The organism is Cobetia sp. PDI-12MA (assembly GCF_059507695.1).
Map to the genome: position 1 here is coordinate 685,556 of NZ_CM183351.1, position 14,821 is coordinate 700,376.

11 protein-coding genes are annotated in these 14,821 nt (G+C 64.6%); 9 read left to right on the forward strand and 2 right to left on the reverse strand.

Annotated features, from left to right (window positions below):
* The first annotated feature begins 140 nt into the window (after positions 1-140).
* Complete coding sequence (gene cysB, locus AC5WNI_RS02925) at positions 141-1,112, forward strand: HTH-type transcriptional regulator CysB (RefSeq protein ID WP_043333969.1); 972 nt, start codon at positions 141-143, stop codon at positions 1,110-1,112.
* 121 nt (positions 1,113-1,233) lie between these two features.
* Here cysB and AC5WNI_RS02930 read toward each other — a convergent pair whose 3' ends face one another.
* Positions 1,234-1,860, reverse strand: a complete 627-nt coding sequence (locus AC5WNI_RS02930) for a phosphoadenosine phosphosulfate reductase domain-containing protein (protein ID WP_175090494.1) — start codon at positions 1,858-1,860, stop codon at positions 1,234-1,236.
* Positions 1,861-2,075: 215 nt separating this feature from the next.
* Positions 2,076-3,527 carry an aminodeoxychorismate synthase component I gene (gene pabB / locus AC5WNI_RS02935; RefSeq protein ID WP_487886296.1) on the reverse strand — a complete coding sequence of 484 codons (1,452 nt, stop codon included), beginning with the start codon at positions 3,525-3,527 and terminating at the stop codon, positions 2,076-2,078.
* Between the two features lie 231 nt (positions 3,528-3,758).
* Here pabB and AC5WNI_RS02940 point away from each other — a divergent pair, with 231 nt between their 5' ends.
* The 8 genes from AC5WNI_RS02940 to AC5WNI_RS02975 all read left to right on the forward strand — a co-directional run bounded on the left by AC5WNI_RS02940 (position 3,759) and on the right by AC5WNI_RS02975 (position 14,762).
* The gene (locus tag AC5WNI_RS02940) at positions 3,759-4,631 is read left to right on the forward strand and encodes an alpha/beta fold hydrolase (protein ID WP_175090496.1); all 873 of its coding nucleotides are present in this window, start codon (positions 3,759-3,761) and stop codon (positions 4,629-4,631) included.
* Positions 4,632-5,001: 370 nt separating this feature from the next.
* Complete coding sequence (locus AC5WNI_RS02945; RefSeq protein ID WP_175090497.1) at positions 5,002-5,781, forward strand: GntR family transcriptional regulator; 780 nt, start codon at positions 5,002-5,004, stop codon at positions 5,779-5,781.
* Positions 5,782-5,854: 73 nt separating this feature from the next.
* Complete coding sequence (gene prpB / locus AC5WNI_RS02950; protein WP_175090498.1) at positions 5,855-6,766, forward strand: methylisocitrate lyase; 912 nt, start codon at positions 5,855-5,857, stop codon at positions 6,764-6,766.
* Positions 6,767-6,948: 182 nt separating this feature from the next.
* Positions 6,949-8,106, forward strand: coding sequence for a bifunctional 2-methylcitrate synthase/citrate synthase (gene prpC, locus AC5WNI_RS02955; RefSeq protein ID WP_368448259.1), 1,158 nt, complete (start codon positions 6,949-6,951; stop codon positions 8,104-8,106).
* 67 nt (positions 8,107-8,173) lie between these two features.
* Positions 8,174-10,876, forward strand: coding sequence for a Fe/S-dependent 2-methylisocitrate dehydratase AcnD (gene acnD / locus AC5WNI_RS02960; protein ID WP_487886297.1), 2,703 nt, complete (start codon positions 8,174-8,176; stop codon positions 10,874-10,876).
* Positions 10,873-12,141 carry a 2-methylaconitate cis-trans isomerase PrpF gene (gene prpF / locus AC5WNI_RS02965; RefSeq protein WP_285461756.1) on the forward strand — a complete coding sequence of 423 codons (1,269 nt, stop codon included), beginning with the start codon at positions 10,873-10,875 and terminating at the stop codon, positions 12,139-12,141. Before acnD ends, prpF begins: the two co-directional genes overlap by 4 nt.
* A gap of 194 nt (positions 12,142-12,335) precedes the next feature.
* The gene (locus tag AC5WNI_RS02970; RefSeq protein WP_487886295.1) at positions 12,336-13,967 is read left to right on the forward strand and encodes a bifunctional 2-methylcitrate dehydratase/aconitate hydratase; all 1,632 of its coding nucleotides are present in this window, start codon (positions 12,336-12,338) and stop codon (positions 13,965-13,967) included.
* A gap of 201 nt (positions 13,968-14,168) precedes the next feature.
* Positions 14,169-14,762, forward strand: a complete 594-nt coding sequence (locus tag AC5WNI_RS02975) for a LemA family protein (RefSeq protein WP_487886294.1) — start codon at positions 14,169-14,171, stop codon at positions 14,760-14,762.
* The last annotated feature ends 59 nt before the right edge of the window (positions 14,763-14,821 follow it).

The following is a 14,821-nucleotide window of genomic DNA, read 5'->3' on the forward strand; positions in this document are numbered from 1 at the left end:
CTACTCTTGAGCGTATATTCCCGAAAGGAATCATTATTCATGATTTTATCGCCCGATCATCTTAGCAAGGTGACCGGCCATGTCCGGGCCACTGTCACGCCGCGTCGCGTCGATGGTGCTTCTCAGGAGAGTGAAGCCGCATGAAACTCCAGCAGTTGCGTTATATCTGGGAAGTCACCCGTCACAACCTGAACGTGTCCGCTACCGCGCAAAGTCTGTATACCTCCCAGCCGGGCATTTCCAAGCAGATTCGTCTGTTGGAAGATGAGCTTGGCGTCGAAATCTTCGCGCGCAGTGGCAAGCACCTGACGCGGGTGACCCCGGCCGGCGAGTCCATCGTCGAGCTGGCAAGCCAGGTGCTGCGCACGGTGGAGAACATCAAGCACGTCGCCCAGGAGCACAGTGACGACCGTCGCGGCAGCCTGTCGATCGCCACCACGCACACCCAGGCGCGTTATGCCTTGCCGCCGGTGATCGCCGATTTCACGCGCAAGTACCCGGATGTCGCGCTGCACATGCAGCAGGGCACGCCGAAGCAGATCGCCAACATGGTCAGTGAGGGGCAGGCCGACTTCGCCATCTGCACCGAGTCGCTTGAGCTGTTCAACGACCTCATCCTGCTGCCGTGCTATCGCTGGAATCGCTGCGTGCTGGTGCCCAAGGATCATCCGCTGGCCAATGGTGAGGAGCTGACCCTCGAGTCGCTGGCCAGCTATGCGCTGGTTACCTATACCTACGGCTTCACCGGCCGCAGCCAGCTGGACGATGCCTTCAAGTCCCACGGCCTGGCGCCCAACGTGGTGCTGACCGCCTCGGATGCCGATGTCATCAAGACCTATGTGCGTCTCGGCATGGGCATCGGCATCGTCGCGCATATGGCGGTGGATGAGGTGGCCGACGAAGACCTGGTCGCGCTGGACGCCACGCATCTGTTCGAGAGCTCCACGACCAAGATCGGCATCCGCCGCGGCACCTTCATGCGCAGCTACATGTTCGAATTCGTCGAGCGCTTCGCGCCGCACCTGACGCGGGAACGTGTCGAAGCGGCACTGGCCGCCGGCCCGCGCCACGAGCACGAGATCTTCCACGACATCGAGCTGCCGGTGCGCTGAGTGCCGGTGAACTGAGTGCCGCTCGCCAGATCTGCCACAGCGCAGATGAAAAAGCCCGCCTCCTGAGAGGCGGGCTTTTTGCTAGCTGAGCTATTCGAGCGCACAGCGTCAACCACAGGGCTCAGTGTGCCAGGTGCAGGCCACACTCGCGGTTGTCTTCCGCCTTGGTCGGGTCGACGTAGTCGAACTCGTTGGGCAGGTCGTGGGCGACCAGATACTCGTGCATCTGCTTGGATGACCAGTTGAGCACCGGGGCGACCTTGATCAGGCCATCGCCGTTCAGCGAGACCGGCTGCATGCCGGCACGGAAGGCGGTGTCACTGGCGCGCACGGCGGTGAACCACATCTCGGGGTTCAGTTCGCGCAGCGCACGCTCGAACGGTTCGAGCTTCACTTCACGGGTGAAGGCTTCGTGGCGCGGGTCATCGATATGCGGAGTGAGGCCATCGACGGCTTCACGGTGCGCACGCGTACGCTGCGGCAGATAGATGATGCGGTTCAGGTTCAGCTTGCGCGTCACCTCATCGGCGAAGCGATAGGTGGCATCGGTATTGTAGCCGTTGTCCATCCACACGATCGGGATGTCAGGACGGAAGCGCGTCACCATGTGCAGGATCACCGCCTCGAAGGGACGGAAGTTGGTGGTGCAGATGGCGTGCTTGTCCAGCGACAGGGCCCAGCGGGTCAGGGCTTCCGGGTCGTTGCCGAATTCGGCGTTGATGCGAGAGAGATCGAAGGTGTCGGACATGAGGAGTCTCCAGAACGAGGGCACGTCCGATGGAGCGGGGCGCAGGGCTGATCAATGGCCAGGAAGGACCATCAGCAGAGGCGGGGAGCGCTCAAGGAGACGTGCAGGAATGCGCCTACCCTATCAAAGGCAGGCACCGCTTCCCCAATACGAATTCGTTCGAACGTTATATGCCATCGAGTTATGGCGCTCGTGACGGCTTATAACGCAGTCTGTCAGCCAAGCGCTTCCATCAGCCGCTGGATCTTGGCCAGGCTCTCGCGGTATTCGGCTTCTTCCTCGGAGTCGGCAACCAGGCCGCCGCCGCCCCACAGATGCACCTGTCCTTCGGCGATCACCGCCGTGCGGATCGCGATGGAGGTATCCATGTGGCCGCGGATATCCAGATAGCCGAGGCTGCCGCAATAGGCGCTGCGGCGTACCGGCTCCAGCTCCTCGATGATCTGCATGGCACGGATCTTGGGCGCGCCGGTGATGGAGCCACCGGGGAAGGCGGCGCCGAGCAGGTCCAGCGCATCGCGTCCTTCATCCAGGGTGCTGGTGATGGTACTGACGGAATGGTGCACGTTGGCGTAGCTCTCCAGCGCGCACAGCGATGGCACCTTGACGCTGCCGGGCGCGGAGACGCGGCCCAGGTCATTGCGCAGCAGGTCGACGATCATCACGTTCTCGGCGCGGTCCTTGGGGCTTTCCAGCAGCTCGGTGGCCAGCCGCGCGTCCTCTTCCGGTGTCGCGCCACGTGCGCGGGTGCCCTTGATCGGCTTGGTCTCGACCGCGCGGTGATTGACCTCGACGAAGCGCTCCGGCGAGACGGAGACGATCGCCATCTCCTCGCCCTTGGCGTCCTGCCAGCTCAGATAGCCGGCGTAGGGTGTCGGCGTGGCCTGACGCAGGCGCAGATAGGCATCCCAGCTGTCGCCACTGCAGTCGGCGGAGAAGCGCTGGGTCAGGTTGATCTGATAGCAGTCCCCGGCATGCAGATACTCCATCACCTGGCGGAAGCGCTCTCCGTAGCCTGCGCGATCCAGCAGCGGCGAGAAGGGGGTGTCGAGGGCGAAGTCAGCGCTGCGCGGCGCCGGTTGCTCCAGCCACTCAAGCACCTGCCTACGCCGTTGGGGCGAGGCGATCAGCCAGCTCTGCTGGCGCTGATGGTCACTGATCAATGCCCAGTCATAGAGACCGAGACGCGCCCAGGGCAGCGCGATGTCGTCCTCGGTCGTGGCGGGCAGGTCTTCCAGCGCGCGCCCGAAGTCGTAGCTCCAGTAGCCCATCAGGCCGGCGATGAACGGCAGGTCCTCGGCTGTCAGGTCATGCCGGGCGAGCTCTTCGCCTGCCAGCGTCTGCGGAAGCAGGGTCAGCAGCTGGCGCTGGGCTTCGATCACCGGCAGGCGGGCGAGGCGCTCCAGTGCTTCACTTAACTGGCTCAGGTCACGCATCGTCTCCGGCAGCGGGCCAGTGAGCTTGCCACCCTGTGGGCCTTGCTCCAGTACGGCCAGCGGGTCGCTGCTGATGATGTCGAAGCGACCGCCGGCCAGCGAGGGCTGGCCGCTGTCGAGCAGCACGGCGTCGGGACGTGAGCGCAGGCGTGCGAAGCGCGACAGCGTGGAGGCTTCATCCTCGGCGGCGAGGGCATAGGGTAGGGCGTTGATTTCGAGCGAGATGGTCATGACAGCTTCCGTTGGCGGACAGGGCATTCTAGGCATCCGAAGGCGTTTTGTCCGCCCATGCGTGCGGATTCCGGTGAGGGGCGGCCCTTGTTGGCTTGCCGTTCTCCCGCGTGCTGATTAAGGTGCCTGCCTCTGAATGCCCTGCGTTGTCATCGATGACGGCGTTGGCGCACGTGCAGACATTCGCCCAGCCCTATTGCCCAGCCCCTGGCGCCCCACCGGAGCCCCTGCATGCATCCCGAGTTCGAACATGGCCAACACCTGCTGTCACGTCCCGATCAGAACATCTTCTGGCAGCGTCTCAAGCGGCATGACGCCCAGGGCGGGCGCCGACTGCTGATGTTGCACGGCGCGGGGGTGGCCGGCACGCTGACCTGGGCACCGCTGGTCGGGCATCTCACGGCCCATGATGAGCTGATCATCCCCGACCTGCGTGGCATGGGGCAGACGCTGGCGCCACAGGGTGGCGAGCCTCCTTTCACTCTCGAGCAGGTGGTCGAGGACGTGATGGCGTTGATCGAGACCCAGCGCATCACGCATTTCGACCTGATCGGCTACAGCTTCGGCGGGCTGGTCGCCATGCGTCTCGTCCAGCGCCTGCGCGCCGAGCGCCCGGAGGTGAAGGTCGGCGACATCAGTCTGCTGGAGCCGGCGCTGCTGGAGCGCGAATGCCACGCCACCATGGTCAAGGTGCGTGACGGCTACGCCGAGGCGGCGCGTGCCATGCGCGAAGCCCCAAGCCCCGAGGCGGGCATCACCGCCTTTCTCGACCTCATCTCGCCGCATCGTACGCGCAACCCGCGCGCCGAGCGCATGATGGTGGCACGTCTGGCGCATCGCCATCTGGGCTTTGCCAATGCGCTGGACTGTGTCACCCATGCCGTGCGCGAGATCGACCGCGAGGCGCTGCTGGCCGACGTGCTGGCCTCAGGCAGCGAGGTGCGCAGCCTGGTCGGTGGCAAGAGCCCGCAGACCCTGCGCGACTATCACAGCCTGCTGGCCGAGCGTCATGTAGGTTGGCAATCGCTGGAAATTCCCGGCACCGATCACTCGCTGCCTTTCCAGAAACCCCGCCGCATCGGCGCGGAGCTCAGCTTCACATAAATTGCGTGATTGTCGACAAGCCGGCCGATGAACGGTCTGGCCTTGAGACGAAAGACGCCCCGTCAGCCTGTGCTGACGGGGCGTCTTTCGTCTCGGCCTCTGCCAGCTGGAATGCCTCTGTCCTGTCGGTGTGTGAAGGCTGACATGGCGGCTTCTCAGGCGGTTCGTCCTTGTTCTTGCAGCCGTTTATCCAGCGCATGCCAACTCTCTTACGCCAAAGGTGTAGAGGATTTGGCGGATTGCGTCTTGACCCACTCAGGCTCGCTGGCTAGTCTGGCAGTCATTGAATGATTGTCGACAATGGTGCTGGAAGTCCCTCATTGCCATTGTCCTGTCTCAGCCCCTCGTCCAGCCGGATCGCCTGACCACCATGACCACCGATGCCTTTCACAATGCCACCACCGCTCGAAGCCTCGCGCGCGGCGCCACTGCCGAGGAGGCAGGCCACACCGCCTCCGCGAGTGCTCCGGCGCCTGAGGTGCGCACCCTGGCCGAGCGCGTCTTCCACCAGCTGCAGGACGCCATCGTGCGCGGCGAGCTGGCACCTGGCAGCAAGATCACCGAGCCGGGGCTGGCACAGGCCTATGGCATCTCGCGCGGCCCGCTGCGCGAGGCGATGCGTCGCCTCGAGGTCCACCGCCTGATCGAGCGCGTGCCTCACGTCGGCGCGCGGGTGGTCAAGCTCTCGATGACCGAGCTGCTGGAGCTGTTCGACGTGCGTGAGGCGCTGGAGAGCATGGCCGCGCGCCTGGCGGCGCGGCACATGACGCAGGAGGAGGTCACGCGACTGCGCAGCGTGCTCAAGACCCACGAGCAGCAGTCGGACCTCAAGACCGGCACCGCCTACTTCCAGAAGGAAGGCGATCTCGACTTCCACTATCAGATCGTCCTCGGCAGCCACAACCACATGCTGATGACGATTCTCTGCGACGACCTCTACTACCTGGTACGCATGTATCGCACCCAGTTCAGCGCCAGTGGTTCGCGTCCGCAGAAGGCCTTCGTCGAGCACCACCGTATCGTCGATGCCATCGAGGCCGGCGACGAAGAGCTGGCAGAACTTCTGATGCGGCGCCACGTCAGCGCCTCGCGGGAGAACGTCGCCCGCCGCTATGCCGCCACGCTCAAGGAAGAGCAGGGCGAGGAGTGAACTGCCACACCGCTTGCGACCGGATCATCACCAACAATTCCAACCCCGTCATGGGCCCAGCCCGGGAGATGTCATGTCACGCCATCTGAGTTCCACCGCCTTGCCAAGCCCCGGCGCCCGCTTCCGCGCGGCGCTGGAAGCCAACCGTCCGCTGCCCATCGTCGGCACCATCAATGCCTATACCGCCATCATGGCCGAGCGCGTCGGGCATCAGGCGATCTATCTGTCCGGTGGCGGCGTGGCCAACGCCTCCTACGGTCTGCCGGACCTGGGCATGACCAGCATGAATGACGTGCTGGAAGACGCGCGTCGCATCACCGCCGCCAGCGAGCTTCCGCTGCTGGTGGACATCGACACCGGCTGGGGCGGCGCCTTCAACATCGCGCGCACCATTCAGGAGATGGAGCGTGCCGGTGTGGCGGCCGTGCATCTGGAAGACCAGGTCGCCCAGAAGCGCTGTGGTCATCGCCCCAACAAGGCCATCGTCTCCAGTCAGGAGATGGTCGACCGCATCAAGGCCGCTGCCGATGCCCGCCGTGATGACGACTTCTATCTGATCGCGCGTACCGATGCCTTCCAGAAGGAAGGGCTCGAGGCCGCCGTGTCGCGTGCCAACGCCTGTGTCGAAGCCGGAGCGGACGCCATCTTCGCCGAGGCGGTGCATACCCTCGAGGACTACCGCGCCTTCTGCGAGGGCGTCGACGCGCCGATTCTGGCCAATATCACCGAATTTGGTGCCACGCCGCTGTTCAATCAGCGCGAGCTGGGCGATGTCGGCTGCCGGATGGTGCTCTATCCGCTGTCCGCCTTCCGCGCCATGAATGCCGCCGCCCTCAAGGTCTACCAGAACATCCACGACAAGGGTGATCAGAAGGACGTGGTCGACGACATGCAGACCCGCATGGAGCTCTACGACTTCCTCGATTACCACACCTTCGAGCAGAAGCTGGACACCCTGTTCGAGGCCGAAAGCCGCAAGGATTGATGCCAGACGCTCGAGGCGGACGCCATGTCTCGTCTCATGAGGCCATTGGCTTCACGGGCCGGCACTTTCGGCCCGACCGTTTCTCCCTCGCTGGCAGACGCCTGGCCGGCGAGGGGCTTGACGCTTTATGCCCTACAAGAAAAAGAACAACCCAATGACGTCACTGCCAAGGAGATCGCGCCATGTCAGATACCATCGCCAACCCGGCCACCGCTACCCCGAGCACAGGTGCTCCCAGCGGCCTGCGCGGCCAGAGCGCCGGCGAGACCGCTCTGTGCACCGTTGGCCAGACCGGCTCCGGCCTGCGCTATCGCGGCTACGATCTGGAGGATCTCGCCGCCCACGCAAGCTTTGAAGAAGTCGCCTATCTGCTGCTCAAGGGCAAGCTGCCCAATCGTGAAGAACTGGACGCCTACATCGCGCGCCTCAAGGGGCTACGTGGTCTGCCGGATGCCCTGAAGGCGGTACTGGAGCAGATCCCGGCCAGTGCCCACCCGATGGACGTGATGCGCACCGGGTGTTCGATGCTCGGCAATCTGGAAACCGAAGAGAGCTTCGAGGAACAGTCCAACCAGGCCGACCGCATGCTGGCGGTGTTCCCGTCTATCATCAATTACTGGTATCGCTTCAGCCATGACGGCGTGCGCATCGACACCGAGACTGATGATGACTCCATCGGCGCGCACTTCCTGCACCTTTTGCACGGCGAGGCCCCTAGCGAGCTGCATGCCGCGGTGATGAACACCTCGCTGATCCTCTATGCCGAGCACGAATTCAATGCCTCGACCTTCACCGCGCGTGTCTGCGCCTCGACGCTCTCCGATCTGCATTCCTGCGTGACCGGGGCCATCGGCTCGCTGCGCGGCCCGCTGCATGGCGGTGCCAACGAGGCGGCGATGGCGATGATCGAGCACTGGCGCTCACCGGAGGAAGCCGAGCGCGAGATTCTCGGCATGCTGGAACGCCGCGAGAAGATCATGGGCTTCGGCCACGCCATCTACCGTGAACGTGACCCGCGCAACGCCATCATCAAGGAGTGGTCACGCAAGCTGTCCGAGGATGTGGGCGACACTCAGCTCTACGCCGTCTCCGAGCGCGTCGAAGCCGTGATGTGGCGCGAGAAGAAGCTGTTCTGCAATGCCGACTTCTTCCACGCCAGCGCCTATCACTTCATGGGCATCCCCACCAAGTTGTTCACGCCGATCTTCGTCTGTTCACGCCTGACCGGCTGGGCGGCGCATGTCTTCGAGCAACGCGCCAACAATCGCATCATCCGACCGAGCGCCGATTACACCGGCCCGGAGCATTGCGACTGGCTGCCCATCGAGCAGCGCGACTGACCCTTTCCTCGGCCAGTCCGCGTGCTGGCCGATCGTTTTCTTGACCGCCTGATGAGTCCGGATGCCCATGAATACCGAGTATCGCAAACCCCTGCCTGGCACGGCGTCACCGGGTACCCCGGTCGACTACTTCGATGCGCGTGCCGCCGTGGAAGACATCGCCCCCGGCGCCTATGCCGGTCTGCCCTATACCTCTCGCGTACTGGCCGAGAACCTGGTGCGTCGCTGCCCCCCGGACCAGCTGCGCGACAGTCTCGTGCAATTGATCGAGCGTCGGCGTGATCTCGATTTTCCGTGGTACCCCGCGCGCGTCGTGTGCCATGACATCCTCGGTCAGACCGCGCTGGTCGACCTTGCCGGTCTGCGCGATGCCATCGCTGAGCGCGGCGGAGACCCGGCCAAGGTCAATCCGGTGGTGCCGACCCAGTTGATCGTCGACCACTCGCTGGCGGTGGAGCACGCCGGCTTCGACAAGGACGCCTTCGCCAAGAACCGCGCCATCGAGGAGCGGCGCAACGAGGACCGCTTCCACTTCATCGACTGGACCCGTCAGGCCTTCGAGAACATCGACGTGATTCCGCCGGGCAACGGCATCATGCACCAGATCAATCTGGAGCGGATGTCGCCGGTGATCGAGTCGCGCGCCGATGAGAAGGGCCATCAGGTCGCCTTCCCGGATACCCTGGTGGGTACCGACAGCCACACGCCGCATGTCGATGCGCTGGGCGTGATCGCCGTCGGCGTCGGTGGGCTCGAGGCCGAGAGCGTGATGCTGGGGCGCGCCTCCTACATGCGCCTGCCGGACATCATCGGCGTGCGCCTCACCGGGCGTCCGCAGCCGGGCATCACCGCCACCGACATCGTGCTGGCGCTGACCGAATTCCTGCGCGCCGAGAAGGTCGTCTCCTCCTATCTGGAATTCTTCGGCGAAGGCGCGGCCAGCCTGACACTGGGCGATCGTGCCACCATCTCCAACATGACGCCGGAGTACGGCGCCACGGCGGCGATGTTCTACATCGATCAGCAGACACTGGACTACCTGACCCTTACGGGGCGTGAGCCGGAGAACATCGCGCTGGTCGAGCGCTACGCGCGTGAGACCGGGCTGTGGGCCGATGAGAGCGGCCATATCGAAGGCGCGGTGGAATATGAGCGCGAGTTGACCTTCGACCTGTCCTCGGTGGTGCGCACCCTGGCGGGCCCCTCCAACCCGCACAGTCGCGTGCCGACCAGCGAGCTTGCCGCGCGTGGCATCTCCGGGGTGATCGAGCATGAGCAGGATGAGGACGGGCGCGACCTGATGCCGGATGGCGCGGTGATCATCGCCGCCATCACCAGCTGCACCAACACCTCGAATCCGCGCAACGTCATCGCCGCCGGCCTGCTGGCCAGACGCGCCAATGCGCTGGGGCTGACGCGCAAGCCGTGGGTCAAGACCTCGCTGGCGCCGGGCTCCAAGGCCGTGCAGCTGTACCTGGAAGAGGCGGAACTGCTGCCGGAACTCGAGCAGCTCGGCTTCGGCATCGTCGGCTTCGCCTGCACCACCTGCAATGGCATGAGCGGTGCGCTGGACCCGGCGATCCAGCAGGAAATCGTCGAGCGCGACCTCTACTCCACCGCAGTGCTGTCCGGCAACCGCAACTTCGATGGCCGTATCCACCCCTACGCCAAGCAGGCCTTCCTGGCCTCGCCGCCGCTGGTGGTCGCCTACGCCATCGCCGGCACCATCCGCTTCGACATCGAGAAGGATGTTCTCGGGCATGCGCCGGACGGCTCGCCGATCATGCTCAAGGACCTGTGGCCGAGCGACGAGGAAATCGACGCCATCGTCGGCGCCAGCGTCAAGCCGGACCACTTCCGTCAGGTCTACATCCCGATGTTCGAGGCCCGTCAGGATCGCGACGACACGACCAGTCCGCTCTACGACTGGCGCGAGATGAGCACCTACATCCGTCGTCCGCCGTACTGGGAAGGTGGCCTGGCAAGCGCGCCGACGCTCAAGGGCATGCGGGCACTGGCGGTGCTGGGGGACAACATCACCACCGATCACCTGTCACCCTCCAATGCCATCATGGCCAGCAGTGCGGCGGGCGAGTACCTGGCCGCGATGGGCCTGCCGGAGGAGGACTTCAATTCCTACGCCACCCACCGTGGCGATCACCTCACCGCGCAGCGGGCCACCTTCGCCAATCCCAAGCTGATCAACGAGATGGCCGTGGTGGAAGGGGCGGACGGCAAGCGCGAGGTCAAGCAGGGCTCGCTCACACGCCTGGAGCCGGATGGCAAGGTGGTACGCATGTGGGAGGCCATCGAGGCGTACATGCAGCGCAAGCAGCCGTTGATCATCATCGCGGGCGCGGATTACGGCCAGGGCTCGTCGCGTGACTGGGCGGCCAAGGGCGTGCGGCTGGCGGGTGTCGAGGCCATCGTCGCGGAAGGTTTCGAGCGTATCCACCGCACCAATCTGGTCGGCATGGGCGTGATGCCGCTGCAGTTCGCCGCCGGTACCACGCGCAAGACGCTGGCGCTGGATGGCAGCGAGATCTACGCCGTCGAGGGCGAGCCGGCGCCGGGGGCAGAACTCACGCTGGTGATCGAGCGCACCGCCGGTGACAAGGCGGGTCAGCTCGAGCGCGTGCCGGTCACCTGCCGTCTCGATACCCGTGAGGAGGTCTCCATCTACTCGGCGGGCGGTGTGCTGCAACGCTTCGCCGAGGACTTCCTGAACTCGCAGGCACCGGGCGAGACGGCGGCGGAGGTGACGGCATGAGCCAGCAGGCACAGCTCAGGATTCCCGCCACCTACCTGCGTGGCGGCACCAGCAAGGGCGTGTTCTTCCTGCGCGATGAACTGCCGGAAGCGGCGCAGGTGCCGGGCCCGGCGCGCGATGCCCTGCTGCTGCGCGTGATCGGCAGTCCCGACCCCTACGCCAAGCAGATCGACGGCATGGGGGGGGCGACTTCCAGCACCAGCAAGACGGTGATCATCAGTCGCAGCGAACAGCCGGATCACGACGTCGACTACCTGTTCGGCCAGGTCTCCATCGACTCGCCCTTCGTCGACTGGAGCGGCAACTGCGGCAACCTCTCGGCGGCGGTCGGGCCCTTCGCCATCGAGAAGGGCCTGGTGCCGACCGAGCGCCTGCCGCGTGATGGCATCGCCGAGGTGCGTATCTGGCAGGCCAACATCGCCAAGACCATCATTGCACGGGTGCCGATGTGCGAAGGGCGCGTCCAGGAAACCGGCGACTTCGCCCTGGATGGCGTGACCTTCCCGGCCGCCGAAGTGGCGGTCGCCTTCCGCGACCCTGCCGCCGGCGAAGGCAGCATGTTCCCCACCGGAAATGTGGTCGATACGCTGGAAGTGCCGGAATCGGTGGTCGCGGGCGGGAGAATCCGGGCGACTCTGATCAATGCCGGCATCCCGACCATCTTCGTCGATGCCCGCGATCTCGGCTATCAGGGCACCGAGCTGCAGGAATCGATCAATGGTGACGCCGAGGCCCTCGCGCGCCTCGAGACATTGCGCGCCCACGGCGCGCTGCGCATGGGACTGATCAATGATCTCGCAGAGGCGGCCACGCGCCAACACACCCCCAAGGTCGCCTTCGTGGCGCCGCCGGTGGATCACGTTGTCTCCAGTGGTCGCGAGATCAAGGCCGACGAGATCGATGTGCTGATCCGCGCCGTGTCGATGGGCAAGCTGCACCATGCCATGATGGGCACCGCGGCCGTCGCCATCGCCGCGGCGGCTGCGGTACCGGGCACGCTGGTCAATCTTGCCGCCGCTGGCGGAGCCAGTGCTGAGTCTGGGGCCGGGCAGACAGTCACCGCGCGTGACTCGGTGTGCTTTGGTCATCCCTCCGGCACGCTCAGGGTCGGTGCGAGTGCCCATCGTCAGTCACCCTCGGGCCAGGTCGGTGGCGGTCAGCAAGGCGAGGGCGAGTGGACCGTCAGTGAAGCGGTGATGAGTCGCAGTGCGCGTATCCTGATGGAAGGCTGGGTGCGGGTGCCTGCGGAGACCTTGATGCGCTAGCGCCGGTATTGGCAGGCGATGGTCTATTGTCACTATATCCCTCTTTGCGGCACCCCGATGAAAGCCGGCCTGGCATGCATGTGCAGAGGGCCGGCTTTCGCGTGTCTGTGGTGTGTACACAGGTATTTCGGGGGATGTGCTGGTGTCGCGGGAGCCGCACACGGGCAAAGACGATTCACGACAGGAGGTCATGTATGAGCACGCCATCCTCTGATCAGAAAGGCGAAAGCCGTCTCAGCGCCACTCAAGCCAGTACAAGTCAGGCCAGTACCAGCCAGGCCAGTACCAACCAGGCCAGCGCCAATCAGCGCCCGGACTATGACTCGGAGCTGCAGCAGATTGCCGACTATGTGCTGGGGTATTGCGACGATCCCCTTATCGCGGATTCGGATGCGGATGTCCGGGCTGGCAAGCACGAGCGCTCAGGTCCCACGGCGGAGGCGATGGACACCGCTCGGCTGTGTCTGATGGATACCCTCGGCTGCGGCATCCTGGCGCTGCGCTTCCCGGAATGCACCAAGCATCTCGGGCCGCTGGTGGCCGAGACCGTGGTGCCGCATGGTGCGCGGGTGCCTGGCACCGCCTTCAGTCTCGATCCCGTCAAGGCGGCGTGGGATATCGGCTGCACCATCCGCTGGCTGGATTACAACGATACCTGGCTGGCGGCGGAGTGGGGGCATCCCTCGGACAATCTCGGCGGCATTCTGGCGGTGGCGGATCACCTCTCGCGCCAGCGTGTCGCGCAGGGCAAGCCGCCTCTGGTGATGCGTGATGTGTTGGAGAGCATGGTGATGGCCCACGAGATCCAGGGTGTGCTGGCGCTGGACAACAGCTTCAATCGCGTCGGGCTCGACCATGTCATGCTGGTCAAGGTGGCGACCACTGCCGTGACGGCGCGCTTGATGGGGGCGAATCGCGAGCAGTTGCTGTCAGCGCTGTCGCACGCGTTCGTCGATGGCCAGAGTCTGCGTACCTATCGTCATGCGCCCAATGCCGGCTCGCGCAAGAGCTGGGCGGCGGGGGACGCCACCTCACGCGGCGTGCGGCTGGCGGATATCGCCCTGCGTGGCGAGATGGGCATCCCCGGCGCTCTCAGTGCGCCGCAGTGGGGCTTCAATGATGTTTCCTTCAGTCACGGCAACAGCGATCTCGCCCTCAAGCCTGAAAACGAACGGCACCTGACGCTGGCGCGCCCTCTGGGTAGCTATGTGATGGAGAACGTGCTCTTCAAGGTCTCCTTCCCGGCCGAATTCCATGCCCAGACCGCCGCCGAGGCGGCTATCTGGCTCCATCCCGAGGTTCGCGACCGGCTCGAGGAGATCGAGCGCATCGAGATCACCACCCACGAATCGGCGATCCGCATCATCTCCAAGCAGGGTGCGCTCGCCAATCCGGCGGACCGCGATCACTGCCTGCAATACATGGTCGCGGTGCCGCTGATCTTCGGCGAGTTGAACGCGGACCACTATGAAGATGGCTTCCATGCCGCTCACCCGGAGATCGACCGGCTGCGTGACAGGATGGTCGTCAAGGAAGAGGCGCGCTTCACCCGCGAGTATCTGGAAGCCGACAAGCGCTCGATCGCCAATGCCCTGCGGGTGGTTTTCCACGATGGCAGTGCCACTGAACAGGTGACGGTGGAATACCCGCTGGGACATCGCCGGCGGCGTGAAGAGTCGCTCGTCCCGCTCGAGGACAAGTGCCGGGCCAATCTGGCCACCTGCTTCCCGCCTTCGCGTTGCGACACCTTGATGGCGTTGCTGGGCGATCGCGAGCGACTCGAAGCACTGCCGGTGCACGAGTTCATGGCGCATTGGGTGCCGTGAGGTTGCCGGCCGCATGATGCCCCGTTGGCAATCAGTCATCCAATTGTCTGGTGCCGTCATCCGGTATGGGTAAACTGGAAGCGGATTGCACAGGAAGCCCGGCAGGGGCGCTTGTAAAGACTCGCTGGAGAGTGGGGCAACGCCTGCCGAGCCTTCATGGCAAAGGCATCATGGCAAAGGCTTCATCACAAGGGACTCATCATGAAAACATTTCTGCTGCTGGGCGCCATCGCGCTGATCGTCATCTACGTGATCTCGATCTACAACAAGCTGGTCAGCCTCAAGGCGCGCTTCGAGAATGCCTTCGCGCAGATAGAGGTGCAGCTCAAGCGGCGCTACGACCTGATTCCCAATCTGGTCGAGACGGCCAAGGGCTATCTGAGTCATGAGCGTGGCACCCTGGAAGAAGTGATCAATGCCCGCAACAAGGCGATGGTTGCCTTGAATGCCGCAGCGGCGCATCCCGGCAGCATGGACAAGCTGGCCAGCCTGGCCGGTGCCGAGCAGGGGCTGGCAGCGAGTCTGGGCAAGCTGGATGTGGTGGTCGAGGCCTATCCGGAGCTCAAGGCGGACCAGACCATGAGCGACCTGATGGAAGAGCTGACTGCCACCGAGAACCGCGTCGCCTTCGCGCGTCAGGCCTACAACGATGCCGTCACCGACTACAACGTCTATCGCCAGAGCTTCCCGCAGGTGATGTTCGCGCCGACCTTCGGTCATCGCAGTGATGCAGGTCTGCTGGCCTTCGATGACAGCGTGAAGATCCGCCAGGCGCCGGATGTCAGTTTCTCGTGAGTCGACCGGCTGATGCTTCTCTCGCAGCGGTCTTGCGCTGTGATCCGTGACTGGGTAGA